Here is a 24,213-nt window from a genome sequence, read left to right as displayed (position 1 = left end):
TGAGTGGCGCCTCTTTGTGCTAAGCGTGCGCCGTGGCACAATTGGCCGGCCAATCGGCCAGGGGCGCAGGCCAGGCGGGCCAGGGCCCCGGCCGGGCGCGCGGTCCGGCTAGTCCGTCTGGCGCACGACGCCGGCGGCGGAGAAATCACCGAATCCCTGCAGCAGGTAACCGGGGGCCAGGCGTACGCCACTGACGAGACCGGCACCCTTCAGCACCGCACCGCGCTTCTCCGGCGGGCTGGAGGCAAAATCCCCGCCGTCGACGAGCACCACGGAATCGGCCTCGACGGCGCCCAAAATCTGCGACCCGGAACCGAGTACGGAGCGGCCGGTCACCACCGGACCGTTGGACAGCCGGGCACTGTCACCGACCGCCACCGCGTCAGCCCGGCCGGCCCGCAGCTGAACGCTGCCTGGCCCCAGGGTAATGTCGGAGCCCATCAGGATCATTCCGCCGTGCTCGGCGGAGATAAAAGCGCCGGGATGAAACACGTTGCGGTGTCCAATGACGCAGGAACTCTCACCGTCTACCTGCAGGACGATTCCGGGATAGAAAACATTTCCTTCACCCAGCTGCACTTTCGCGGAAATAAGCGTTGATGACGGGTCAAGTATCCGCTGGGTGGCGCACAGCTGGAGTACTTCCGTAACGGTAAGGAAACCAAACTCCCGGCGAATACTGTCGGCATCTGTTCGCTGAGGAGCTGGCATGTTCTCTCTTCCTTCGTCTTCTGGCCGGAACGCAAAAAGCAGCTGGAACCCGGAGCACTCCCAGCCTACCCGGCTCCGCCCGGGGTCCGCTGCCCGGGGGAATGCAAGCAGCTCGGAAACTTCACTCAGCAGACTAATACCCTGTTGACCGTCGAATGCGCCACGATGCAGGCGGGAAAAACACCAGCTGCCGGACAGGTGGGAAAAGCGGTGGCGACCAGCCAACAGCCGCCGACAGGTTTGTGGGAATCGAGGAATATGTCGAAATCTGCGCTGCAGGAATAGCGCAGCCGGGCTAGGACCGCAGGTACGCCAGCGTGGCGAGCACCCGGCGGTGGCCGCTGTCCGACTGTGCCAGCCCAAGCTTCGCGAAGATATTGCCGATGTGTTTGCTGACCGCGGTTTCCGAGACGGAAATGGCCGAGGCAATCGCCGTGTTGCCCAGCCCCTCGGCCACCAGGCCCAGCACCTCGAACTCGCGCGGGGTCAGGGACCGGATCGGGTCCCGGTTGCTGCGCCGGCTAAAGAGCTGGGCAATAACCTCAGGGTCCATGACGGTTCCGCCGGCGGCGACCTGCCGCAGGCCGTCGACGAATTCGCCGACGTTGCCCACCCGTTCCTTCAGGAGGTACCCCACGCCCTGTGCTCCGGAAGCCAGCAGCCGGCTGGCGTACCGGTCCTCCACATAGGCGGAGAGGACAAGGACCGGAAAGTCCGGGACCCGCTCGCGGAGTTCCAGGGCCGCCCGCAGCCCCTCGTTGGTGAAGGTCGGCGGCATGCGCACATCGAGCACAGCCCCGTCCGCGGTGCCGGGTTCGAACGCTGCCAGCAGGTCATCCGCGTTGTCCCAGGAACCCACCACCTCGAATCCTTCGCCGCTGAGCAGCAGTTCCAGACCGGCGCGCAGCAGGGCATCATCCTCGGCGATTAAAAGGCGCACGGCAGTTCCACCCTCACGTTTGTCGGCCCGCCGGCCGGGCTGCTGAGCACCAGCCTGCCGCCAAAAGCCGCGGCGCGCCGGGCGATGCCGGTCAGCCCGGTTCCGGAACCCCCGCCGGCGTTTGCCGGGTCCACCCGCGCGCCTCCGCGGCCGTCGTCGTTCACCTGTATCACCAGGACATCCTCCCGGGGAGTCGATTCGGTTTCCAGCACCACGTCAATCCGTGATGCGCCGGCATGCTTCGCCGCGTTGGTCAAAGCTTCGGCGAGGACAAAATACGCGGCCGACTCCACTGCCGCCGGTGCCCGCTCAAGACGCTTCGTGTCCAGTGAGCAGGGGACGGGGAGCGGCTGGTCAGAGCTGAGGCGGCACCGCCCAGGCCCAGCTCGTCCAGGACGGGCGGATAAATGTCGTGCACGGCAGCCCGCAGGCCGGCCAGGGCTTCGATGCGGCCTCCTGGGCGCGGCCGATGAACGGCACGGCGGCGGCCGGGTCTTTCTCGGCTGCCCGCTGGGCGAGTCCCAGCATCATGACGACGCCGACCAGCCGGTTCTGCGCGCCGTCGTGCAGTTCCCGCTCAATGCGGCGCAGCTCAGCGGCATGGGCCGCGAGGGCGCTGGCGCGGGCGGCCGAAAGGTCGGAAATCCGCCGCGAAAGTTCGGCATAGCGGCGGGGCGAGAGAATGGCCAGCGTTCCTCCGCTGATCCGCCGCGCCAGCCAGGGAAGGAGCACCCATGCGGCCGCCCCGTAGGCTGCTCCGAGCAGCATGGTCAGGACGGCATCGCCCCAGCTCCGAATGGTGATTGTCAGCTCCAGTGGAGTCTCCGGCGGGAACAGCGGCCAGAAAGGTGCTGCCAGTATGTACAGCACGGCACCCAGGGGCAGCGCCAGTGCAAGAAGACCTGCCAGCACGGCGAAGGCACTGTGGAACAGGAGCCAGGACAGGTCGCGCTTGGATTCCGGAGCACTCAGCAGCGCCGCCAGCTGGGCGAAGGAATACCGGCCGCCGATACGCCGGCGCTCGAACGGAATTACTGCGGAGGAGAATTTCGCTGCCCGTTCCTGCGCCCGGGCGGCCAGCCGGTCCAGGACCTCCAAGAGACCCGGAACGGCATAAAGGCCGACGCCCAGGGCGATAAACGGCAACAGTATTAGTCCCGCGGTCAGGATCCCAAAGGACCCCAGCCAGTATCCGCCCTCACGCAGGAGGAAAGCCGCGTCCCGGAGGCGGGACTTCAGGCTTTCACGGCTGGGAAGTATCACCTGTTGAATTATGCCCGAGCGGCCGAACGCTGTCGGTATAGCCAGCTATACCCTGAACCGGGCTGTTGGCTGTATCGGAACCCGTTCCGGAAATCCGTAGCGTCGGTGGAAGCAGAGATTTCCTCCCCTAAAACCCGCGCAAAGGATGAACCCATGTTTTCCGATCCAGTTGAATTCCCTGATCCATCCGTTCCGGCGGCCCTGCAGCTGCAGGGCGTTTCCAGGAACTACCGCTCCGGCAGCACCACCGTACCGGCCCTCCGCAACATTTCCCTGGCCGTTCCGGCCGGCACCTTCACAGCGGTCATGGGCCCATCAGGTTCGGGCAAGAGTACGCTGCTGCAGTGTGCCGCGGGATTGGACGCCCCCGACGCCGGCCGCGTGCTCCTGGGAGGCACCGAGATTTCCGGAATGCGCAGCAAAGAGCTGACCCGCTTCCGCCGGGACCATGTCGGCTTTGTGTTCCAGTCCTACAACCTGCTGCCCCAGCTGACGGTATCCCGCAACGTCACGCTGCCGCTGCTGCTGGCAGGGCGGGGAACCGACGACGCCTGGCTCGAGTACGTGCTCGACGCCGTGGGGCTGGCTGGACTGGGGGAGCGGAAGCCGCAGGAACTCTCCGGCGGCCAGCAGCAGCGGGCCGCCATCGCCCGGGCCCTCATCACGCGGCCGGCCGCAGTTTTCGCCGACGAGCCCACCGGAGCCCTCGACTCCGGGACGGCCCGCCAGGTGCTGGGCCTGCTCCGGCACACCGTTTCCGCCCTGGGGCAGACGGTGGTCATGGTCACCCACGATCCGGTTGCCGCCGGTCACGCGGACACCGTCATCTTTCTGGCGGACGGACGCCTCGACGGCAGCATGAGCGGCGCCACCGCCCTCGACGTCAGCGAACGCATGGCCAACCTGGGGGAGCGCTGACATGTTTTCTCTTGCCAAAGCATCAATCCGGCACCACCGCGGCGGGTTCGCGGGGGTCTTTGTGGCCGTCTTCCTGTGCGCCGCGCTCATAACCGCGATGGGCGTCCTCATTGAATCGGGGCTTCGCGGCGGCACGGCGCCGGAGCGGTCCCGGGCTGCCGACGTCGTGGTGGGCGCCCCGCAGTCGCACCCGGTGGTGGAGGACATGGACGCTCCCTTCGCCGAACGCGTCCTGCTTCCCGCCGGGACAGTGGAGGACATCGCCGCCGTTCCGGGTGTGGATCAAGCCGTCGGCACCGTTGAGATTCCCCTGGCGACGGCCGACGGATCGGGTGTGTCCGCCGCCGGATGGGAGGCCGCCGTCCTGGCGCCCTACGGGCTGGCCTCGGGCGAGGCCCCCGCGGGGAGAGGGAAGTGGCAGTGGAGGAGTCCTTCGGCAAGGAGCCGGGCAGCAGGATCGTTCTGAGCCACGGCGGTGTGCCGGCCGAGTACACGGTCTCCGGCGTTGTGTCACCGCAGGACGGCACGCAGGACGCTGCGGCGGGTCCCGCCGTCTTCCTCAGCGCGGCAGGGGCCGCAGCCCTGTGGCCGCACGGTGACACCGTGGCCACGGTGGGCGTGATTGCCGAGCCCGGCATCCGGCCGGAGCAGCTTTCCGCAGATATCGAGTCGCAGGTGTCCGGTGTTGTTGGCTACACCGGGGACCGGCGGGGCGACGTGGAGAACCTCGGCGGTTCCGCCGCCCGCTCCATGCTGCTGCTGTTCAGCGGGTCCCTGGCCGGCGTCGCCGTGATGACCGCGGTGTTTGTGACCGCCGGAACCCTGTCACTGTCCATCATGGGCCGCCGGCGTGAGTTCGCCATGCTGCGCGCCGTCGGCGCCGGGGCCAACCAGACCCTGGGCCTGGTGGTCCGCGAAGTGCTGTTGGTTTCAGGGGCGGCTGCGGTGCTTGGGGCCGTGCCCGGGTTCCTGCTCGCGGGGTTCCTGGGGGACCGGTTTACCGCCGCCGGCGTGATTCCGGAGTCCTTCAGCCTCGCTTTCAGCCCCCTTCCGTCACTGGCTGCCGTCCTGATCAGCGTTGCCGCTGCTGTGGGGGCGTCACTTGTTGCTGCCCGGGGCACTGTCCGCACGGCGCCGACAACGGCCCTGCGCGAGTCCGTAACGGAGAAATCCGCGCTCGGCCGCGGACGGGTCATCACCGGGCTGGCGCTGCTGGGCGGAGGTCTGGCCGCTGCGCTGGTTCCGGCGGCGGTCCCGGGGAGTGCGGGCCTCGCTGCGGCGGCGTCCAGCATTCTGCTGCTGGTGATAGGCGCCGGTATGCTGGGCCCCTGGCTGGTGGCGGGAATGTTGAAACTGCTGCAGCCGCTGGTGCGCCGCAGTTCCTCCGCACCGCTGATCCTGGCGGAGGCGAACGCGTGGTCTTATCCGCGCCGGCTCGCCGCGGGCATCATTCCGCTGGCCCTTGCGATCGCTCTCGGTTCCGTGCAGTTCTTTATGCCGACCACCGTGGCTGCGGAAGCCGAACGGCAGTCCCGCGACGGGACGGTCGCCGGATACATGGTCAGCGCCCCGGGCTCCGGAGTGTCCGCGGAACTCGCGGACCAGGTGGCGGCCCTGCCGGGAGTGGAAGCTGCCTCACCCGTGTCCCGCTCGGCGATCCTGGCCAAGGCCGCATTCCTGGGGATGGAGGACGGAGTCCAGCCCTACGCCATCCAGGGGCTGGCTCCCGGGAACCTGTCCGGGAGCCTGGATCTCAAGGTGAGCGAAGGATCCCTGGACCGGCTGGCCGAAGCGGACACCGTGGCGCTGAGCACGTCGCTGGCCCGGGAAACGGACACGGCGCCGGGCGACGACTTCGCCTTCTACTACGGGGACGGGACCGAGGCGACCGCCGTCGTCGTTGCCACCTATGAACGCGGCCTGGGCTTCGGCGACGTCGCGGTGGACAACGAGACCCTGCGCAGCCACACCACCACGGGGCTGAACGACTACCTGCTGGTCACCGCCGAACCGGACACGGATCCCGCGGCACTGACCGCCGCGGTGGACGGGCTGGGCCTGACGGTCCTGGACCGGGAGGAGCTCGGTGCCGCCGGAGCGGCGGAGCGCAATGCCGAGTCATGGGTTTCCATCCTGGCGATGCTGGTGCTGCTGGGGTACCTGGGCGTGTCCGTGGTCAACACCCTGGTGATGGCGACCGCACGGCGCCGCCCGGAGCTGCTGCTGCTGCGCAACCTGGGAGCCTCCGACGCGCAGCTGCGCCGAATGACCAGGCATGAATCGGTGCTGATAGCAGCGGCCGCCGTCGTACTGGGAACAGTGCTCGCTCTGCCGCCGCTGATGGGAATTGCGGTTAGCGTGTCCGGGCAGCCGCTGCCCACAATTCAGCCGGTGGCTTATCTGCTGCTCGCCGGCACGACGGCGCTCCTGGGCCTGGGGTCCATCGCGGTGGCCACACGGGCCGCACTGCGCCGGCGGACAGACTGAGGAATCCGCGCACAGCGTGAAGGGGAACTCCGGCGGGGCGGCAGCGGCGGCTGCGGCCCCGCCGTCCGCTGCCGGTGTCCGGGGCCGGTACGGGGCACCGCTAAGATTGCAGCTCGGGCAAGACCCGCCCCATCCGCACCACTGTGAACAGGATTTCTCTCTTTTGAGCATTGACCCCCCTTCCGTCGTATCCTCCGAACCGCCGTTGCCGGATCAGTCCTCCGGCCGGGCAGCGCCCGCGAAAGCTGCCGGCAAAACCCCGCGCGGCGCGCGTGTTCCGTCGCCCGATGCCCTGGATCCGCGCACCAAGACCGTGATCGGGCTGCTGCTGGTCTCGTCCTTCGTCGTGATCCTGAACGAAACCATCATGAGCGTTGCCCTGCCGCGGCTCATGGCGGATCTGAATATCACTGCGGGAACCGCGCAGTGGCTCACCACCGGGTTTATGCTCACCATGGCGGTGGTGATCCCCGCCACCGGCTTCCTGCTCCAGCGCTTCAGCATGCGCGGGCTGTTCATGACGGCAATGTCGCTCTTCAGCGCCGGAACCCTGCTGGCCGCACTGGCGCCGGGCTTCGGCACGCTGCTGGCGGGGCGGGTGATCCAGGCCGGCGGAACCGCGATCATGCTCCCGCTGCTGATGACCACGGTCCTCAACGCCGTCCCCGCCCACCGGCGCGGGCGGATGATGGGCACGATCTCGATCGTTATCGCCGTGGCACCAGCCATCGGCCCGACAGTCTCCGGCATCATCCTGAGCGTTCTCGACTGGCGCTGGATGTTCTGGCTGGTCCTGCCAATCGCTGTGCTGTCCCTGGTCCTGGGGGCGATCAAGGTTCAGAACCTGACCGAACCCAAGCGGGTCCCCTTCGACATCCTTTCCATCGTGCTCTCCACCTTCGCCTTCGGCGGACTGATCTTCGGCTTGAGCAGCATCGGCGAAGCCGCGCAGGGCGAGGCACCGATGCCGCTGTGGATCCCGATCGCTGCCGGCGTCCTGGCCATGGCCGGATTTGTTCTCCGCCAGCTGGTCCTCCAGCGTGCCGACCGGGCCCTGATGGACCTGCGGACCTTTACCAGCAGACCCTTCATCGTTGCCATTGTGATGGTCCTGGTCAGCATGATGGCCCTGTTCGGATGCCTGATCGTCCTGCCGCTGTACCTGCAGACGGTGCTCGGGCTGACCACGCTGAACACCGGCCTGCTGCTGCTGCCCGGCGGCGTCGTCATGGCCATCCTGTCGCCCATCGTGGGCGGCCTGTTCGACAAATTCGGCCCCCGGCCGCTGGTTATGCCCGGTGCGGTGCTGCTGAGTGCCTCGCTGTGGGGCATGACCACCCTGGATGAAAACAGCCCCGTCGCGCTGGTCATCGTGCTGCACTGCCTGCTGAACACCGGCTTGGGTTTCATCTTCACGCCGCTGTTCACCTCCGCTCTCGGGTCCCTGCACAAGTCGTTGTACTCCCACGGCAGTGCCATCATCAACACCCTGCAGCAGCTGGCCGGCGCGGCCGGCACCGCAGTGTTCATCACGCTGATGACCACGGGCACGACGGCGGCACTGAACGACGGCATGGCAGCCGTACCTGCCGCCGCCGCAGGAGTTCACACCGCCTTTTTCTGGGGCGCGGTTATTTCCCTGGTGGCGGTGGCGGCTTCATTCCTGGTGCGCCGGCCCACCAATGAACTGCCCGACGGCGTAGTCATCCACTAAGATCCGTCCGCGCAGTCCCGGCTTCGGAAAATGCAGAGCCGGGACTGCCGCGCGGATTAGTGATGCAATCCGCCGGCGGAATGCGCCACGGGGCCTATTTCATTCCACTGCTTCGGCTAAGCTGATTCCAAGGGGTGGTTCAGAATTACATGAATAAGGAACAAGACCACGTGGCTCAGAAAAGACAAGTACTGCTGATTGACGACCTGACCGGCGACGACGCTCAGGAAACCGTGAAGTTCGCACTTGACGGCGCACAATATGAAATCGACCTGACGACTGAGCACGCTGCTGAACTGCGCGAGAAGTTGGCCCCGTATGTTTCCAGCGGGCGCCGTCAGCGCGGGGAGCGGCGGGCCGCGGCGCTAGGCGTGAAACCGCGCCGCGCAGCGACGACAGCCGAAAGATCCGTGAATGGGCCATTGCCAATGGCTATAAGCCAAGTGCACGCGGCCGAATCAGCCAGGAAATTCGACAGGCGTACAGCGCCGCCCAATAGTCCGTTTTAGCGGCCGTCTCCGGCCGCTGTCCGGGCGGGGCGCTTTTCCGTGGGGGCAGAAATGCCCCGCCCGGGTGCAGGCGTCAGTACGTTTACGCCTGATTACCTTCGTAGCGTTCCGTGACGCCGATGCGCCACATTTCGGCGCCGCCGCGTCATATAACGCGCTTCTGGCATTCCAGTTCCAGGTAACGCATGCTGGGTGCAGCCCTTCTGCACGGCACCCGGCGCCCGCCGGAGAGGGGCGCACCCCGCGTTGCCGGCGGACCACACCTTGTCCGCACCATCCAGAGCAGCTGAGAGACCTGCCTCCGCGACGCTGCAGCTTCCCCCGGACGATATTCCCTTCCGGAAGGGTGCTAATGGCAGGAACGATGGAAGGAATGCCCATGTCCCATGACCGAATTTCCACCAGCCATGCCGGGTCGCTGCCGCGGTCCCCGGAACTGATAGCAGCCAATGCCGCGCGGACCTTTGCCTCCGACGGTTTCACGCTGGAACGCACGCCGGAGTTTGAGGCCCTATTAGCAGCCGCGGTCCGTGATCTGGTGCAGCGCCAGAAGGATCTCGGGATTACCATCCCCGGTGACGGCGAATACGGCAAGGCCATGTCAAATGCCGTGGACTACGGCGCATGGTGGACTTACAGTTTCCAGCGGACTGCCGGCCTTGAACTTACGGAATTCAATCCGATCACTGCCGGTCCGGTTCGCAGCGATGCAGGCGCCATTCGGCTGACGTCCTTTGCCGACCGGCGGGACTGGACCCGGTTCGCCGCCGCCTATTCGGACCCGGAAAGCGGCATACAGCTCGGCCGGAACGCCACGGCGTTTCCCACGGCCACCGGCCCCATCAGCTACACCGGCCACGGGGCGCTAACCAGCGACATTACCAATCTCAAGTCGGGTCTTGCCGCAGCCGGCGTTCCTACGGGGTTTATTACTGCCTTGTCGCCGGGGTCGGCAAGCCGAATCGGTAATGAGTTCTACCGAAGTGAAGAGGAATTCATCTGGGCCTGGGCGGAAGTCCTCCGGGAAGAGTACAAGGCCATCGTGGACGCCGGGCTGACAGTACAGATCGACGACCCGTCCATTGCCGAGAACTGGGACCAGATCAACCCGGAGCCCACTGTGGAGGACTATCAGCGGTTTACGCAGATCCGGGTGGACGCGCTGAACTACGCCCTGCGCGGGCTGCCCGAGGACCAGATCCGCTTCCACGTCTGCTGGGGGTCCTGGCACGGCCCCCACACCACCGACATCGCGTTCGCCGACATCGTGGACCTGGTGCTCGGCATTAACGCCGGCTCCTACTCGTTCGAGGCCGCCAACGTCCGCCATGAGCACGAGTGGACCATCTGGCAGGACAGGCAGCTTCCCGACGGCAAGGTCCTCGTTCCGGGCGTTGTCTCGCATGCGACCAACGTGGTGGAGCATCCGGAACTTGTCGCCCAGCGCATAGAGCGGTTTGCCGCACTGGTGGGTCCGGAGAACGTCATAGCGGGAACCGACTGCGGGTTGGGCGGACGGCTGCACCCGGATATTGCCCTGGCCAAACTCCAGTCACTGGGCCGCGGTGCTGAAATCGCGGCTGACCGTCTCTACCGCCGCGCATCGACCGTGCGCTGACCGCCGCCGGGGAGCGAGGGGCGGACAGTGCTGGCTGCCCGCCCCTTACAGTTGCAGCCAGACTCTTGACGGACTCCGGCGCGGCACCCATACTCGGTCACTAAGCGATTAGTTACCTACGATGCAATGGAGCCGTCATGACCACCACCGATACCGTCCGCGCTTCTTTCGACCCGACGGCGGTGCAGGACGTGGACAGCGATCTGTATCTGCTGGACAACCTGCTCGACGAGCAGGCGAAGGATGTGCAGGCCCGGGTCCGGGAGTTTGTGGACAACGATCTGCTGCCGGTGATCAATGACTACTGGGAGCGTGCTGAGGTTCCCTTCGAGCTGGTACCGAAACTCGCAGCCCTGAACATTGCCGGCGGAACCATTAAGGGCTACGGCTGCCCCGGCCTCAGCCGCATGGCTGCTTCCCTGGCTGCGGCGGAGCTGGCGCGGGGTGACGGCTCCATCAACACCTTCTTCGGCGTGCACTCCGGGCTGGCGATGGGCAGCATCGACATGCTGGGCAGCGAGGAACAGAAACACCGCTGGCTGCCGGCCATGGCCCGGTTCGACAAAATTGGCGCCTTCGCCCTGACCGAGCCGGAGCACGGGTCGGATTCCGTTTCCTTGGAAACGTCAGCCCGCCGCGAGGGGGACAGCTACGTGCTGAACGGCAGCAAACGGTGGATCGGCAACGCGAGCTTCGCCGACGTCGTCGTCATCTTTGCCCGCGATGAGGCTGACGGTGCCGTGAAGGCCTTTGTGCTGGAAAAGGACGCCGCCGGCAACCATCCGGCCGGTTACAGTGCCGAGGTCATCACGGGAAAGATGGGCAAGCGCGCTGTCCTGCAGCCCAACATCATGATCGAGAACCTGCGCATTCCGGCGGAGAACCGGCTGGAGAACTGCAACTCGTTCAAGGACGTCAATAAAGTCCTGGCGGCGACCCGCGGGGAGTGGCCTGGGAGGCGCTGGGACACGCGGTGGCTGCCTACGAAATTGCGGTCGCCTATGCCAAGACCCGTGTGCAGTTCGGCAGGGAAATCGGCCGGTTCCAGCTGGTGCAGAACAAGCTAGCCAATATGCTCGCCCAGCTCACCGCGATTAAACTGACCTGCTTTCGCCTCAATGAGCTCGCTGACGAAGGCGCCATGACCAGCCCGATGGCGTCCATGGCAAAAATGTTTGCCGCCCGGCAGGGCCGCTGGATTTGCTCGGAAGCGCGCGACATCATGGGCGGCAACGGGCTGCTGCTGGAAAACCACGTGGCCCGCCATCTGACCGACATGGAGGTGGTGTTCACCTATGAGGGCACCGACAGCATGCAGTCACTGATCCTGGGACGGCACATTACGGGGTTCTCTGCCTTCGCCTAGGATGGGCCCATGGCGGATTGGGATGATGTGCTCGCGGCCGTGGCTGCTGTGCTCGGGGGAGACAAACCCGGTGCCCGAAGTCTGCTGATGCAATGCTGGGAGAGCACATCCGCTGAAGACCACGGCCGGCGGTGCGTACTCGCCCACTATCTGGCCGATATCCAGGAAGAACTCGACGACGAGATCAGCTGGGATGAAACGGCGCTGCATGAACACGGATTCCTGTCCGGCGGGGATCTTGCGCCGGTCGGCATTCCGGAGGTTCGGGGCATGCTTCCTTCGCTGCACCTGAACCTTGGTGACGGCTACCTGCGCCGCGGGCAGCCTGCATTGGCCAGGGCTCAGCAACAGGCCGGACTGGGGGAGAGCGCACACCTGCCGCGGGACGGCTACGGAGCCATGATCCGCTCCGGCCTGGACAACCTGGGCCTGCGGATTTCCAGGGCCAGTGCCTGAAGCTCCGACCAGTCGCTGGAGGACCGAATGGCCTGTCCTGCATTTCCCTCGGCGGCCGGCGGCAGTCACGGCCGGTTAGCCGCGCAGGCTCTCCGCCTCACCACCTCATGCTCATTCCCGCAGCCTATCCAACTCTATCCATTCATATAAAGTTTTTCGGATATAACGCTCACCCCGCCCGACACCAAACCACCAGCTCAACGCGAACAACTACACCCTCCACGCGAAAAAAATCCTAGAAGCCGGGGCTATCCAAGCTTTCCGAACTCTCCAGGCTGCGCCGCGGTGTCCCAACTTCCGGCCGAGGCTGTCCGGGCGACGTAATCCCGAACGTGCCTGGCGGGCCTGCTCAGCAGGTCTGCCACATCACCGAACGCCACGGACTCGGGGCCGGTGAACTCCAGTATCCCGTTTCCCCGGCCGGCTGAGTCATAGGTTTCCCTGTCCGTCAGCAGGCGCTCCAGGGCCTCGGCGGAGTCTTCAAGGTCCACAAACGGATCGGTGATCCGGTCGACCGGGACCCGCAGCCGTCCGTCCAGGACCTGCGGATACAGGAAATGTTCGGAGCAGGTTGCTGGAACCAGGCCGAACGCACGACGACGGCGCCGGAAAAGGCCGTACGGACCGCCTCTTCGCCGGGGCTGGCGGCTGAATCGCCGCGAGAATCTCCGGGGCCTCCGGGTCCGCAACGTCGGGGGCGCAGCACTGGACCTTCCACAATCGCTTCGAAGGACCCCATGTCTCTTCTCTATCGTCCTCCGGATTTCATCATCCCGACCGATCAATCCTGCACCGACGTTCACGGTGCCTATCAGCGCCGGCTGCGCCTGGCGTGGGCCGCGGACGAACTGCGTGCAACGTCCCGGACAGTGGCAGCCGTGGGGGCGGATGCCGGTTATGGCAGCCCGGCGGCTCCGAGCAGGCGCAGGGCCATAATGCTGTGGTGCTCACCGATCTCCGCCGCGCTGAGCCGGCCGTCGCTGCGGTACCAGCGGGCGACGTCGATGCACAGGGACAGCAGGGTGACTACCGCCATGTTGGCATCGGGCACATCAAAGACACCCTCCGCCAGGCCATCCTCGACGATCCGGCGGAATTCATCCTCCACCTGGTGGCGCATTCGGAGAACATCACTGAGGTGTTCTTCGCTCAGCGCCGGCAGCTCAAAGTTCACCACCCGGGACTTGGTGTGGTTCGCGGCCTGCCACTCCACCAGGCTCCGCACCAGGGCGCTCATCTGCTCCGCGGGCCCGTGGGCGGAGGCTGTGCTGGCGCGCACCAGTTCAAGGGTGCGCGCATGGCCGACCTTGGAGATGCAGTAGAGCAGGTCTTCCTTGGATTTGTGGTGCACGTAGACCGCTCCGGGGTCACCCCGGCACCGAAAGCGATGTCCCGCGTCGTCGTTCCGTGGAACCCCTTGGCAGCGAAGGCCTCCGTAGCGGAGTCCAGCAGTCGCTGGGCGGTGTCGGTCATGGCCTTGCTCCATTCGGCGGGTGCTCCATCGCAAACTAAGCGATCAGCAACCAGCGTAACAGCGGCGGGCTGCGCACCCCGGTGCGACTTTCCGCCGGTCACTTCACCCGCAGGCCCATAACCCGGCCGGTACTGTCGGCCGTGGGGTCCAGGACATCGGGCCACTGTGCCGTCATCATGAACAGCAGGCCGCCGTCGTCGCCTCCGGCAGCGCAGGAGAAACATCCCTGGTCCAGCTGGACCGTTTCCAGCACCTCGCCGCCCTGCCGGATCCGGACGCAGCGTTCCCCCGGCACCTCCGCGAACCAGATGCCGCCGCTGCCGTCCCAGGAGATGCCGTCCGGTGCGCTGCCGTCCTCTTCAGCCCACAGCTTTCCGGGCTCCAGCCGGCCGTCGCCGCGCACAGAGAAGGCCGTCAGGCGCCCGGCGTTGGATTCCGCCACCACCAGCGTGCTGCCGTCGCGGGACACGACCATGCCGTTGGGAAAGGCGAGTCCGTCGGCGACCTTCTCCACGGACCCGTCCCGGCGGATCAAAGCAATGACACCGGAATCCTGAGCCGCTCCGGAGTAGTCGTAGCCGATGCCGTTGACGTAAATGCTCCCCGAGGGATGGACAACAATTTCGTTCCACGGATACTCGGAAATATTGCGCAGGTCAGCCACGGGAATGAGGCCCGCATGCGGTACCTCCAGCAGAACCGTGCCGACGGCACCGGAAACCACGGTCATCCTCCCGTCCGGCAGCCAGTCGAAACTGATGGGATAGGACGGCACCGCAGTGATTCTCCGGACCTTCCCCGCTCCGTCCAGGGCAGATATGGTGCCGGCAATCCAGTCGGCGAACCACAGTTCGCTGCCGTGCCACCGGGCCGATTCCCCCATCCCGAGCCCTGAAGCCAGAGTTGTCACTTCCGCCATGGCGGACACCTCTTTCCCATGCAGATGGTCGAAGACGGTTGGTCGAAATGACTACGGAGTTTTCAGTATGCGTCCGCAGCCGCGTCCCGGACCATAGCCCTCGCTGACCGGAAACCGCGCCCATCAGCTCCGGATAAGATGAGGTGCTGGTCAACGGCACGTACCGCCGGCCGGTCCCTCCGGACCGCCGGTGCCGATTACCCGCACCATTCCCCGAGAGGACACCCCCGTATGAGCCTGATCCGGCTGCAGGACGTCAACGTTGGCTTCGAGAAGACGCAGATTCTGCGTGAGGCCTTCTTCCGCCTGGACCCGAAGGACCGTGTGGGGCTGATCGGCAAGAACGGTTCGGGCAAGTCGACCCTCCTGAAGCTGATCCTGGAACAGGTCGAGCCGGACTCCGGCACGGTCTCCCTCGAGCAGGGACTGAAGATCGGCTACTTTTCCCAGTTTTCCGAGCTGAACGGCGAGTCCACCATTACCGAAGTGCTCGACTCCTTGTTCGGAGAGATCAAGGCCGTTGAAGCGGAGCTTGCCGCCATTGACGAGACCATCGGCAGTGATCCGGAACCGAGGGTCATGGACCGGCTGATCCGCCGGCAGGCCGAACTGTTCGAGTCGATGGACCGGCTGGACGGCTGGGACTACCCGCGCCGCATCGACGCCGCACTGACCACGCTCGGCTTCAGCGAAGCGCACCGCACCTGTCCCATCGACGCGCTCTCCGGCGGGTGGCGCAACCGCGCGGCGCTGGCCAAGATCCTGCTTGAAGCCCCGGATGTGCTGCTGCTCGATGAGCCCACCAACTACCTCGACGTCGCCGGAGTCGAGTGGCTGGAAGGCTGGTTCCGCGACTTCCGCGGCGCCGCCGTCGTCGTCTCCCACGACCGTAAGTTCCTGGACTCCGTGGTGACGCGCATCATTGAGGTGGAGAACTATCACCTGCACGAATACCCCGGAAACTTTGCCGAGTACGTGATCCAGAAGCAGTTCCGGCTCAAGGCGCTGGAATCGCAGTTTGTGCATGAGTCCGAACTCCTGGCGTTTGAGGCCGAAGGGATTTCGGACCGGCGCGAGGCGGCCAAGGCCGGCGGCGGCGCCCTGGACGGCAAGCTCGCCAAAATTAAGAAGGCCCGCGCACCCCGGCCGGTGGATCAGATCATCACCGAGATCTACGGCGGCCTGCATGTGAAGGACAACCTGTGCCGGGTGGAGTCCGTGGCCAAGACCTACGGCGATAGAACCCTGTTCCAGGACCTGAGCTTCGAGATCCGGCGCGGCGACCGGCTGGTGGTCCTGGGCTCCAACGGCAGCGGCAAGACCACGCTGCTGCGCGTGCTGACGGGCGAAGAGAAGCCCGACGCCGGCAAGGTTGCCTGGGCCAACGGGGCGCGAATGGTTTCCTACAACCAGGTGCTGGCCGAGCTCGATGACGGCGATACCGTCACCCACGCGGTCAACGCCATGCCGGACAGCCTGGCACTGACCGCCACCAAGAAATCGGTGAACCGGTTCCTGACCATGTTCCAGTTCTCCGAAGCGGACCTGAAGCAGAAAATCGGCAACCTCTCGGGCGGGCAGAAGGCCCGGGTGGCCATGGCCCAGTGCCTGCTTTCCGGCGCCTCGGTGCTGCTGCTCGATGAGCCCACCAACCACCTGGATCTCTCCAGCACGCAGGTGATGGAACGGGCACTGCTGCATTTCCCCGGCGCGGTGGTCGTGGTCAGCCACGACCGGTTCTTCACCGATAAGATCGCCAACCGGCACCTGGTGTTCGGTGCCGACGGCGCCGCTCCCGGAGAGATCGAGCTCCGGGTCGCTTAGAGGGGAGCCCGGGCTGCCGAGGGATGGCTTAGCTCTGCCGAACAGCCCTCACTACGACGTCGTTCAGCACCGGGGCGTTCCCGCCCCGGTGCCCCGGCGGGGTGCTGGACTGTTCTTCTGCAGTGATGATCTTCCACTGTGCGGAGTCGAGCTGCGCCGTGATTCCTTCCGGGCCGGCGGTTGCCTCAATCGGCGGCCGCTGGCCGGCATCCCCGTGCCGGTGCGAGGCGGAATGCGCGTGCAGGTGCCCGACGATGAGGAGGGTGCCGCCGGGCGCCACCCACTCCGAGATGTGGCGGTAGAACGCCAGCTGCGGTATCGCCGGGTGCGCATAGCTTGCGACCACGAGGTCAAACTGCTGCTCCGGCGCCCATGACACCAGGTCCGCCTCGACCCAGCTGACCGACCCTGCCAAAGACCGGGCCGCGGTTTGTGCCGAGGCCTCAGCGAGGGCGGCCGCGGAGATGTCCGCACCGACAACCCGCCAGCCGCGGGCAGCCAGCCAGAGGGCTTCCGTCCCGGTCCCGCAACCGGCGTCGAGGGCGGTGCCCGGAACGAGACCGGCAGTTTCACGCACCACGTGCGGATTCGGTGCAGCTCCCGGCGTAGCCGCAGGGTCAGTCCCGCGTTCCTGCCAATGGCGTTCCCAATAATCCTTGTCGAATGTGTGCTCCCGGGAATGGCTTTCGCCTGCGTGTTCCACTTAAACCCCTTGCTGATGGCCTTCGCCGCGACGGCCGGACAAGACCATGGTCCCCGGCACCAGCCCCCAGGGGCAAGCGGTGTTGCCGGAACAGCAAAACAGATCAGTGGGTAATGGTCGTCTGCTGGTACAGCGCGAGCCGCACCTGCCCTCCAGCCAAGGAGTAGACGCTGGACATGAGTGCGGTGAAGGGTTCGGACTGTCCCTTGCGGGTAGCTGCCGCCCGGTAGACGAGGGCAGCGGCATCCCCTCCGACCGGCACAACGCGCGCCCCCGACAGCGTGTAGGACGCCCAGGGCGGGGCATGATTAAGGGATCCGGCAACCTCGTCGCGGCCGAGCACCATGCCGTTGACGAGAACCATCACACCGTCGGGCGTCATCAGATCGCCGTAGAAGGTCCCGCCCTCCGACCGGCAGAGGGAATCCCAGCCGCGGTGCTCAAGGGCGAGCAAAAACGTGAGGTCCAGCGCTGTCATGCCCTGAGGGTACTGGAGCTTCTCATGGGCAGGAAGCGGGCAGCAAACGGGCGGGAGCGGCCCCGAGTCCGGAGCCGCTCCCGCCCGCCGGTCAGCCGCAGCTAAACCGGTGCGCCAATCATCGGCAGGGTTTCGACCATCGAACCCAGTTCGGCCAGCAGCGCGGGGGCGCTGCCCAGCGAATACGCATTCTGCCGTCCCCAGAGGAAGTAGCGGTGGATCGAGTAATCGATGTCGGCGCCCATGCCGCCGTGCAGGTGCTGGGTCGTGTGCACAACCCGCAGGCCGCCCTGCGCCGCCCACCAGGAAGCCACCAGCGAGGCCGACTCGGCGTCGTCGCTCTCCTGGTCCACAAGCCAGGCAGCCCGGCGCGTGGTCAGCTTGATGCGTTCCGCATCCAGATGGGCGTCAGCGGCGCGGGCCGAGACAGCCTGGTTGGTGGAGAGCGGGCGGTCGAACTGGATGCGTTCGGACGTGTAGGCGGCCGTGATGGCGATGGCTTCGTCACACACTCCCGCCTGGACCGCCGCCAGTGCGATGCGCCCGAGCAGGCGCGCCTGCCGGATGGCTGCACTGCCGCCGGTGAGCAGCTCGTCACCGTCGACGTGCACGCCGCTCAGCACCACCGTAGCCGCAGCCCCCTGATGCGTAACGGCGATGCTCTCCCGGTGTACGCCTTCGCGGTCAGTGGGGAGCAGGACGGCGGCCACACCGGTATCCGTCGTCACCGGAACGAGCAGGGCATCAGCGGCCGTGGCGCCCGGCACCGCCGAGAGTGTTCCGGAGAGCTTCCATCCCGAGCCGTCCCGCTCCCCGCGTATTGCGTTGTCTCCGTCAACACTGGCGTCAATGGCACCCACGATCAGTGCCGAACCGTCGAGGAACGCGGGAAGCCAGCGTTCACACTGCGACGGTGTGCCCCATGCCGCCAGCGGCATTGCCGCCATCGCCACCGCGGCGGCCAGCGGTACCGGGGCGACCCGGCGTCCCTGCTGCTCAAGCACCGCCGCCAGCGCCAGCATGCCCAGACCGGAGCCGCCGTGTTCCTCCGGCAGCGCCAGCCCCAGGATTCCGCTCTCGGCCAGAGCGGCCCAGAGCTTGCCGTCATGTCCGCCGAGCTCCCGCTCGACGTCCCGCACGCGCTGGAGATCGGCCAGCTGGGTGAAAATTTCTTCGGCTAACTGCGCGGCTTCGCGCAGATCCTCATCGAGTTCGAACTGCATGCGCGTCTTCTTTCTTCTCTTGGCGGCGTGCCGCCAGTGTCATTCCCAGTGCCTTGGCCGCGACGATGTCCCGCAGGACCTCATTGCTGCCCCCGCCAAAGGTGTTGTTCTGCGCCCGGCGCGCCAGAGTCTCGACGCGTCCGGAAATGGCAGCTCCCGGGGAACCGGCCCGCAGCAGCCCCGCAACGCCGAGCACTTCCTGCAGCTTGCCGTAGACCTCCACCACGGTCTCGGTGCCGATCACCTTCGCCGCCGCTGCATCGCCGCCGCCGAGGGTACCGGCCGCGACGTCGGCGACCAGCCGGAGGTTTACCAGCTCCGCCGCGGAGAGCAGGGCATAGACCTCGGCCAGCGTCGATCGGACCCAGGGCAGGTCAATGACGCGGCCGGAGCCGAGCGGCTCGGCGCGGGCCCACTGAGCGACCTGGCCGTAAAGTTCGTTGGCTATGCCGCCGCGGGCTGCCAGCGCCACCCGCTCATGGTTGAGCTGGTTGGTGATCATCCGCCAGCCGCCGTTCAGTTCACCGACGACGTTGCTGAGCGGAATCCGGACGTCTTCGTAATAGGTGGCGGCGGTGCTGATGCCGCCCACGGTGTGGATCTCGGTGGCAGAGAAGCCCGGAGCCGAGGTGGGCACCATGACCACCGAAATGCCCTTGTGGCGCGGCGCATCGGGGTCGGTCCGGACGGCCAGCCAAACCCAGTCGGCGAAAATGCCGGCACTGGTGAACAGCTTGTTGCCGTTGATGACCATTTCGTCGCCCTCGATCCGGCCCGAGGTCCGCAGCGACGCGAGGTCGGTCCCGGCTCCGGGTTCGGAGTAGCCGATGGCGAAGGTCAAGTCGCCGGCGAGGATGGGCGGAAGGAAAAACTCCTTTTGCTCCGGAGTGCCGTATTTCATCAGCGCCGGCGCAACGGTGTTGAGGCTGACCAGGGACAGCGGCGCATTGGCGCGGATCACCTCGTCATAGAACACAAACTGCGCCTCGGGGTCTTCGCCCCGGCCGCCGTATTCCTTCGGCCAGCCCAGGCCGAGCCAGCCGTCGGCACCCATCTGCTTCAGGATCCGGGTGAAGGTCGGGCCGCCTTCGGTTTGGTCGACGAGGTCGCGGGCATCCTCCTCGCTGATGATCTCGGCAAAGTAGTCGCGCAGGTCAGCGCGCAGCTGCTTCGATGCCGGTGAGAGGTCGGGGTTCATATTTCACTCCTGTAGCTCAATGGTCGGTGGCAAGTATGAGGGCGCTGTGCGGCACGGGGGACCCGCCGGTGACCAGCACGTTTGAGAGGGTTTTATCCGGCTGGTTGGTCGAGGTTCCGCGGATCAGGCGCACGCCTTCGGCAATCCCGTTCACGCCGTGCAGGTAGCCTTCGCCCAGCTGCCCGCCGTGCGTGTTGATGGGCAGGCTGCCGGTGAGCTCCAGTGCGCCGTCGGCAATCATGTCCTTGGCTTCCCCGCGCTTGCAGAAGCCGTATTCCTCGAGCTGGAGCAGGACCATGGGTGTGAAGGCGTCATACAGGATGGCGGCATCGATGCCTTCGGGTCCGTGGCCGGCCTGCTGCCACAGCTGCCGGGCGACCAGTTCAACTTCGGGCATTTCGTCGATGTTGTCGCGGTAGTAGCTGGACATGGAGATCTGCTGCGGGCCAACGCCCTGAGCGGCGGCAGTAATGATGGCCGGCGGATGCGGCAGATCCCGGGCACGCTCGGCGCTAACGATAACCAGTGCCTGCCCGCCGTCCGTCTCCTGGCAGCAGTCCAGCAGACGCAGCGGATCGGCGATCATCCGCGAGGCCTGGTGGTCTTCGATCGTAATCGGCCGGTTGTGGAACCACGCCTTCGGATTCCGGGCAGCATGCTTGCGCGACAGCACGGAGATCTGGCCGAAATCGGCGCTGGTGACCCCGAATTCCTGCATGTACCGCCGGGCCAGGAAGGCCTCCTGCGCCGCCGGGGTGAGCAGACCGTACGGATTAATCCAGTTGCGGTACTCCTGGTCGGTGGTGCTGGCATAGGCGAACTGGGGCGGGCCGGAGCCGAAACGGTGGCCGGAGCGCTCGTTGAAAGCGCGGTAAACGACGACGACGTCGGCAACGCCGCTGGCCACTGCCAGTGCCGCCTGCTGCACCGGCGCACAGGCCCTCCGCCGCCGTGCGGGATGCGGCTGAAAAACTTCAGCTCCGGGATGCCGAGCGCCCGGGCAACGGCAATCTCCGGATTGTTTTCCATGGAGAACAGGGAGAAGCCGTCAACTTCCTCCACTCCGATCCGGGCGTCGGCCAGGGCCGCGAGGACCGCCTCACAGGCCAGGCGCCATTCGCTGCGGCCTGAGTCCTTGGAAAATTCAGTGGCACCAATGCCCGCGATCGCCGCGCGGCCGGAGAATCCGCTCATGCCGCACGCTCCGTCCGCAGCTGAAGGCTGACCGTTGCCGTGAGGTGCATTCCGCGGGCATGGGTTCCCGTCACGTTCACGGTGGCGGAGTCGCCGTCGCCGGCCGTGATCTCTCCGGTGAGGTGCAGGACGTCGCCCGGGTGCAGCGGCATGCCCAGGCGCAGCGACACGGAACGCAGCCGCGCGGCGGGTCCGGCCCAGTCCGTGATGTAGCGGCTGACAACGCCGTTGGACGTGTTGATGCTGATGAAGACATCGGGGGCGCCGCGGCGGACAGCCGCATCCGGATCATGGTGCACATCCTCGAAGTCCTGGGAGGCGATGGCGCCGGCCACAATGAAGGCGCGGTCAACGGGAATCTTCAGTTCGGGGAGCAGGTCTCCCGGTGCGAAACCGTTCGTGGTCATGACACTCCTTGCTGCTGTGCGTCTGCTGTTTCTGAGCGGCGGAGCCGCAGCCGCGACAGGATCTCGCCGCGCGGATGCTCGGCAAAATAGACCTCCACCGGGCAGCCGACGGCCAGCAGGTCATGGTCGGTGGGCTCGAAGTCCGCCACCAGGCGCGTTCCGGTGTCGAGGTCAACCAGGCCGACCAGCAGGGGGTAGGTGAAGGCGGGGTCCTGGGGATGATGCACAACGGTCCAGCTGTGCAGGGTGCCCTGCCGGTTCGACTCCACAGAGTCCCACTCGAAGGAGCGGCACTTGGGGCATGTTGGCGCCGGCGGATGGCGCAGCGTGGTGCAGTCGGTGCAGCGTTGCACCACTAGACGCCCTTCGGCCGCGGCCTCGAACCAGAACAGGTTGTCGTGCGTGCGCACAATGGGTGGAACTGCAGTACCCGGGGTTGTCGTGAGCCCTCCTTGGGCCGGAACCGCAGCAGCGTGAACCGCTCGGTGGTGATGGTTTCCTGATCGGCGTCCTCGTAGCGTTTGCCGAGAATGATGAAGTAGCCCTCACCGAGTCCCGTCTGCTTCGGTCCGGTGATGGACTCGATGGTGATGTGGCAGGTGATCTGCAGGCCGACGGTCAGTTCCCGCTCGTACTCCTGCTCCATCCGGGTGGCGACCACCGAGGTGTAGCCGGCCCGGTCCAGCAGGGACAGCAGCTCGGCGTACGGGGTTTGCTCCGCAATGCCTGCCGCGCGGGCTCGCTGTACCTCGCGCCACCGGCGGTATCCGGACATGACCCAGGTGGACACCATGGCCGGTGGAGCGATGATGCCGCTGCGGCCGCTTTCCTGTGCCGCCGCCTCGTCCACGTAGACCGGGTTCCGGTCATCCAGGGCTTCGGCCCAGTTCCGGATCATCGCTTCCGAAACCCCGTACCGTGCCACCCGCGGCGGCTCGGCGACGGTCCCGACAAATCGCTGCAGCGCCTCCGCGCTCAGTTCCTGTTCGAAGGTCGTCATCGGGCACCGGCCCCAACGGCGCCAACGGCCCCGACGAGTGCCTGCGATGCTGCGGGCAGAGACTAATGCGGCCTGCGGCAATGAATTCGGCGCGGATTCCTTCGCGGTGTTCTTCTTCCAGGCGGATGAAGGCGCTGCTGCGGTTCCGCGCCCACCAGACATTCTCGGCTTCCCAGGCCACCCTGCGCAGCGGCGCCTTGTCGATCTTGGCGTTGGCTGTTGTCGGGGCCTTATCGACAACACGGATGAAAGTGGGCGCCACTTCGTGCCCAGGTCCGGCTGGGCGTCGAGGAAGTCTGCCACGTCAACGGGATCGAATTCGGCGCCGGGGTTGAGTACCAGGGTGCACATAAGCTGATCACCCGTTCGGGGATCGGGTACCGCATAGGCATGTACACCGGAGAATGCCGGGTGCCGGGAGATGATGCGCTCAATGGGGGCGGTGCCAAAGTTCTCACCGTCCACCCGGAGCCAGTCCGATGTCCGCCCGCCGAAGTAGAAGTAGCCTTCCTCATCGCGGTATCCCAGATCCCCGGTCCAGAAGTCGTCGCCGCCGAACCGCAGCCGGTCGGCCATTGCTTCCGGGTTCTTGTAGTAACCCTCAAAGCGCGAACCGGCTCCAACCACCACAATCTCACCGGTGGCTTCCTCGACGTTGAGCAGGCGGCCGGCGCCGTCGAACTGCGCCCGGGGGCATTCGGCGCCGTCGGCGGAGCGGATCTCCACGGTCATGCCCGCAGCGGGAAGGCCCAGCGCACCGGCGGGAGTGCCCGGAACGGGAACGATGCGGATGATGCCCTCGCTGGATCCAAAGCCTTCGCGGACCTCGCATCCGAACCGCGTCCGGAAGGCTTCCGCTTCCGCCGGGGACGCCTCGGAGCCGAAGACTGCTTCGAGGCAGTTCTCCGCGTCGGCCGGGTCTTCCGGCTGGGCCAGGATGTAACTGAGCACGCGGCCGACGTAGTTCACGAAGGTCACTTTGTTCTCCCGGATGTCGCGGGAGAAGCGGCTGGCCGAGAACTTGCGGACCATGACAACCGTGGCACCGGCCTCAGCGGCGGTTGCCAGGTTCATCATGATGCCGTGGCCGTGGAACAGCGGCAGATGCAGGTAGCTGACCGATCCGCGGTGCAGCGAAATGCGGTCCGTCAGGCTGGGCGTCACGGTGCCGAGCCGGCCCTGGGTACAGATCACGGCTTTGGGCGCTCCGGTGGACCCGGAGCTGAACAGCAGCAGATAGATTGCGGACGGGTCCGGGATATCCGCGGGGAGGGCAGCCCCGGCATGGCTGGCCAGCAGCTCTGCATAGGCGCGGGATTCCACATCGAAGATGCGGTCCGCGGGGACCGGCAGGTCTGGCCGGTCATCAGCGGCCAGATACAGGGGCTCGCTCACCAGCAGATCACAGTCTGCGTGCATCATGTCGTGGGTAAGTTCTGCGCCGCGCCGGGTGGGATTGATGCCGACGACGACGTCGCCGCTCAGCGCCGCGGCAAGCAGCCAGAAGATGTAGTCGGGGGTGTTCTGCAGCAGGATTCCCACATGGACCTGGCTCCGTCCGTCACCCGGCCCGATTGTGCCGAGAACGGCGGCCCGGGTTGAGGCCTCGTTGATAACCTCTGCCCAGCTCCAGCTCCGGCCTTCAAAACGCAGGCCCTCGTGCTCATCCTGCGCGCGGCTTCTCACCACTTCTGCGTACGTTCGCACCGCATCTTCTCCCTGTTGTCACTATGTTTGGCTCCACGCTAGGTGAACTTCGGCCCCGCTCCGCCGCTGTCCCACCCAGTGGAATCAGACCGGACCCGGGCATA

At 66.3% G+C, this 24,213-nt stretch carries 26 protein-coding genes; 10 read left to right on the top strand and 16 right to left on the bottom strand.

Annotated features, from left to right (window positions below; translation table 11 throughout):
* Positions 1 to 108: 108 nt before the first annotated feature.
* The 4 genes from OL239_RS10725 to OL239_RS10710 form a co-directional block, all read right to left on the bottom strand.
* Positions 109 to 711 carry a hypothetical protein gene (locus tag OL239_RS10725; protein WP_268908929.1) on the bottom strand — a complete coding sequence of 201 codons (603 nt, stop codon included), beginning with the start codon at positions 709 to 711 and terminating at the stop codon, positions 109 to 111.
* Between the two features lie 295 nt (positions 712 to 1,006).
* Entirely contained in the window at positions 1,007 to 1,651 is a 645-nt protein-coding gene (locus OL239_RS10720) for a response regulator (protein ID WP_268908928.1), read from the bottom strand.
* A complete protein-coding gene (locus OL239_RS10715; RefSeq protein ID WP_268908927.1) occupies positions 1,639 to 1,944 on the bottom strand; it encodes a sensor histidine kinase in 306 nt (101 codons plus the stop codon). The genes OL239_RS10720 and OL239_RS10715 overlap by 13 nt, the downstream gene beginning before the upstream one ends.
* Positions 1,945 to 2,005: 61 nt before the next feature.
* Entirely contained in the window at positions 2,006 to 2,914 is a 909-nt protein-coding gene (locus OL239_RS10710; protein WP_268908926.1) for a sensor domain-containing protein, read from the bottom strand.
* Between the two features lie 153 nt (positions 2,915 to 3,067).
* Between OL239_RS10710 and OL239_RS10705 the strand changes: the two genes are divergently transcribed.
* The 9 genes from OL239_RS10705 to OL239_RS10670 all read left to right on the top strand — a co-directional run bounded on the left by OL239_RS10705 (position 3,068) and on the right by OL239_RS10670 (position 11,982).
* Positions 3,068 to 3,832, top strand: a complete 765-nt coding sequence (locus tag OL239_RS10705) for an ABC transporter ATP-binding protein (protein WP_268908925.1) — start codon at positions 3,068 to 3,070, stop codon at positions 3,830 to 3,832.
* 1 nt (position 3,833) lies between these two features.
* Positions 3,834 to 4,298 carry a hypothetical protein gene (locus tag OL239_RS10700; RefSeq protein ID WP_268908924.1) on the top strand — a complete coding sequence of 155 codons (465 nt, stop codon included), beginning with the start codon at positions 3,834 to 3,836 and terminating at the stop codon, positions 4,296 to 4,298.
* Positions 4,247 to 6,319, top strand: a complete 2,073-nt coding sequence (locus OL239_RS10695; RefSeq protein WP_268908923.1) for an ABC transporter permease — start codon at positions 4,247 to 4,249, stop codon at positions 6,317 to 6,319. Before OL239_RS10700 ends, OL239_RS10695 begins: the two co-directional genes overlap by 52 nt.
* A 169-nt stretch (positions 6,320 to 6,488) precedes the next feature.
* Complete coding sequence (locus tag OL239_RS10690) at positions 6,489 to 8,033, top strand: MDR family MFS transporter (RefSeq protein WP_442864295.1); 1,545 nt, start codon at positions 6,489 to 6,491, stop codon at positions 8,031 to 8,033.
* A 134-nt stretch (positions 8,034 to 8,167) separates the two neighbouring features.
* Complete coding sequence (locus OL239_RS10685) at positions 8,168 to 8,542, top strand: histone-like nucleoid-structuring protein Lsr2 (RefSeq protein WP_442864134.1); 375 nt, start codon at positions 8,168 to 8,170, stop codon at positions 8,540 to 8,542.
* A gap of 373 nt (positions 8,543 to 8,915) precedes the next feature.
* Positions 8,916 to 10,160, top strand: coding sequence for a cobalamin-independent methionine synthase II family protein (locus tag OL239_RS10680; protein WP_268911739.1), 1,245 nt, complete (start codon positions 8,916 to 8,918; stop codon positions 10,158 to 10,160).
* 137 nt (positions 10,161 to 10,297) lie between these two features.
* Positions 10,298 to 11,227 carry an acyl-CoA dehydrogenase family protein gene (locus tag OL239_RS10675; RefSeq protein WP_329609197.1) on the top strand — a complete coding sequence of 310 codons (930 nt, stop codon included), beginning with the start codon at positions 10,298 to 10,300 and terminating at the stop codon, positions 11,225 to 11,227.
* On the top strand, positions 11,134 to 11,526 hold the full coding sequence (locus tag OL239_RS19525; RefSeq protein ID WP_329609196.1) for an acyl-CoA dehydrogenase family protein: 393 nt from the start codon (positions 11,134 to 11,136) through the stop codon (positions 11,524 to 11,526). The genes OL239_RS10675 and OL239_RS19525 overlap by 94 nt, the downstream gene beginning before the upstream one ends.
* Positions 11,527 to 11,535: 9 nt before the next feature.
* Positions 11,536 to 11,982, top strand: coding sequence for a hypothetical protein (locus tag OL239_RS10670; RefSeq protein WP_268908922.1), 447 nt, complete (start codon positions 11,536 to 11,538; stop codon positions 11,980 to 11,982).
* Between the two features lie 248 nt (positions 11,983 to 12,230).
* Here OL239_RS10670 and OL239_RS10665 read toward each other — a convergent pair whose 3' ends face one another.
* From OL239_RS10665 to OL239_RS10655, 4 genes are all read right to left on the bottom strand, one after another.
* A complete protein-coding gene (locus tag OL239_RS10665) occupies positions 12,231 to 12,473 on the bottom strand; it encodes a hypothetical protein (RefSeq protein ID WP_268908921.1) in 243 nt (80 codons plus the stop codon).
* A 404-nt stretch (positions 12,474 to 12,877) separates the two neighbouring features.
* Complete coding sequence (locus OL239_RS10660; protein WP_268908920.1) at positions 12,878 to 13,333, bottom strand: TetR family transcriptional regulator; 456 nt, start codon at positions 13,331 to 13,333, stop codon at positions 12,878 to 12,880.
* A complete protein-coding gene (locus OL239_RS20155) occupies positions 13,216 to 13,557 on the bottom strand; it encodes a TetR/AcrR family transcriptional regulator (RefSeq protein ID WP_442864133.1) in 342 nt (113 codons plus the stop codon). Before OL239_RS20155 ends, OL239_RS10660 begins: the two co-directional genes overlap by 118 nt.
* Positions 13,554 to 14,375: an SMP-30/gluconolactonase/LRE family protein gene (locus OL239_RS10655; RefSeq protein ID WP_268908919.1), complete on the bottom strand. Its 822-nt coding sequence runs from the start codon at positions 14,373 to 14,375 to the stop codon at positions 13,554 to 13,556. The genes OL239_RS20155 and OL239_RS10655 overlap by 4 nt, the downstream gene beginning before the upstream one ends.
* Before the next feature lie 231 nt (positions 14,376 to 14,606).
* Here OL239_RS10655 and OL239_RS10650 point away from each other — a divergent pair, with 231 nt between their 5' ends.
* Entirely contained in the window at positions 14,607 to 16,199 is a 1,593-nt protein-coding gene (locus OL239_RS10650) for an ABC-F family ATP-binding cassette domain-containing protein (protein ID WP_268908918.1), read from the top strand.
* A 28-nt stretch (positions 16,200 to 16,227) separates the two neighbouring features.
* Here the strand turns inward: OL239_RS10650 and OL239_RS10645 are convergent, their stop codons facing one another.
* The 8 genes from OL239_RS10645 to OL239_RS10610 form a co-directional block, all read right to left on the bottom strand.
* Entirely contained in the window at positions 16,228 to 16,902 is a 675-nt protein-coding gene (locus OL239_RS10645; RefSeq protein WP_268908917.1) for a class I SAM-dependent methyltransferase, read from the bottom strand.
* Between the two features lie 103 nt (positions 16,903 to 17,005).
* A complete protein-coding gene (locus OL239_RS10640) occupies positions 17,006 to 17,380 on the bottom strand; it encodes a nuclear transport factor 2 family protein (RefSeq protein ID WP_268908916.1) in 375 nt (124 codons plus the stop codon).
* Between the two features lie 101 nt (positions 17,381 to 17,481).
* A complete protein-coding gene (locus OL239_RS10635; protein ID WP_268908915.1) occupies positions 17,482 to 18,603 on the bottom strand; it encodes an acyl-CoA dehydrogenase family protein in 1,122 nt (373 codons plus the stop codon).
* Entirely contained in the window at positions 18,584 to 19,801 is a 1,218-nt protein-coding gene (locus OL239_RS10630; protein WP_268908914.1) for an acyl-CoA dehydrogenase family protein, read from the bottom strand. The genes OL239_RS10635 and OL239_RS10630 overlap by 20 nt, the downstream gene beginning before the upstream one ends.
* A gap of 16 nt (positions 19,802 to 19,817) precedes the next feature.
* Positions 19,818 to 20,729, bottom strand: coding sequence for a thiolase C-terminal domain-containing protein (locus tag OL239_RS10625; RefSeq protein ID WP_268908913.1), 912 nt, complete (start codon positions 20,727 to 20,729; stop codon positions 19,818 to 19,820).
* Positions 20,730 to 20,991: 262 nt separating this feature from the next.
* Positions 20,992 to 21,402: a MaoC/PaaZ C-terminal domain-containing protein gene (locus OL239_RS10620; protein ID WP_268908912.1), complete on the bottom strand. Its 411-nt coding sequence runs from the start codon at positions 21,400 to 21,402 to the stop codon at positions 20,992 to 20,994.
* Positions 21,399 to 21,755, bottom strand: coding sequence for a Zn-ribbon domain-containing OB-fold protein (locus OL239_RS10615; protein WP_268908911.1), 357 nt, complete (start codon positions 21,753 to 21,755; stop codon positions 21,399 to 21,401). Before OL239_RS10615 ends, OL239_RS10620 begins: the two co-directional genes overlap by 4 nt.
* 2 nt (positions 21,756 to 21,757) lie before the next feature.
* Entirely contained in the window at positions 21,758 to 24,109 is a 2,352-nt protein-coding gene (locus tag OL239_RS10610; protein WP_268908910.1) for an AMP-binding protein, read from the bottom strand.
* Positions 24,110 to 24,213 lie beyond the last annotated feature (104 nt).

Source organism: Arthrobacter sp. ATA002 (assembly GCF_026898095.1).
Classification (GTDB): Bacteria; Actinomycetota; Actinomycetes; order Actinomycetales; family Micrococcaceae; genus Arthrobacter_B.
The sequence above is the reverse complement of the archived record's forward strand: the minus strand, read 5'-3'. Positions and strand labels throughout refer to the sequence as shown.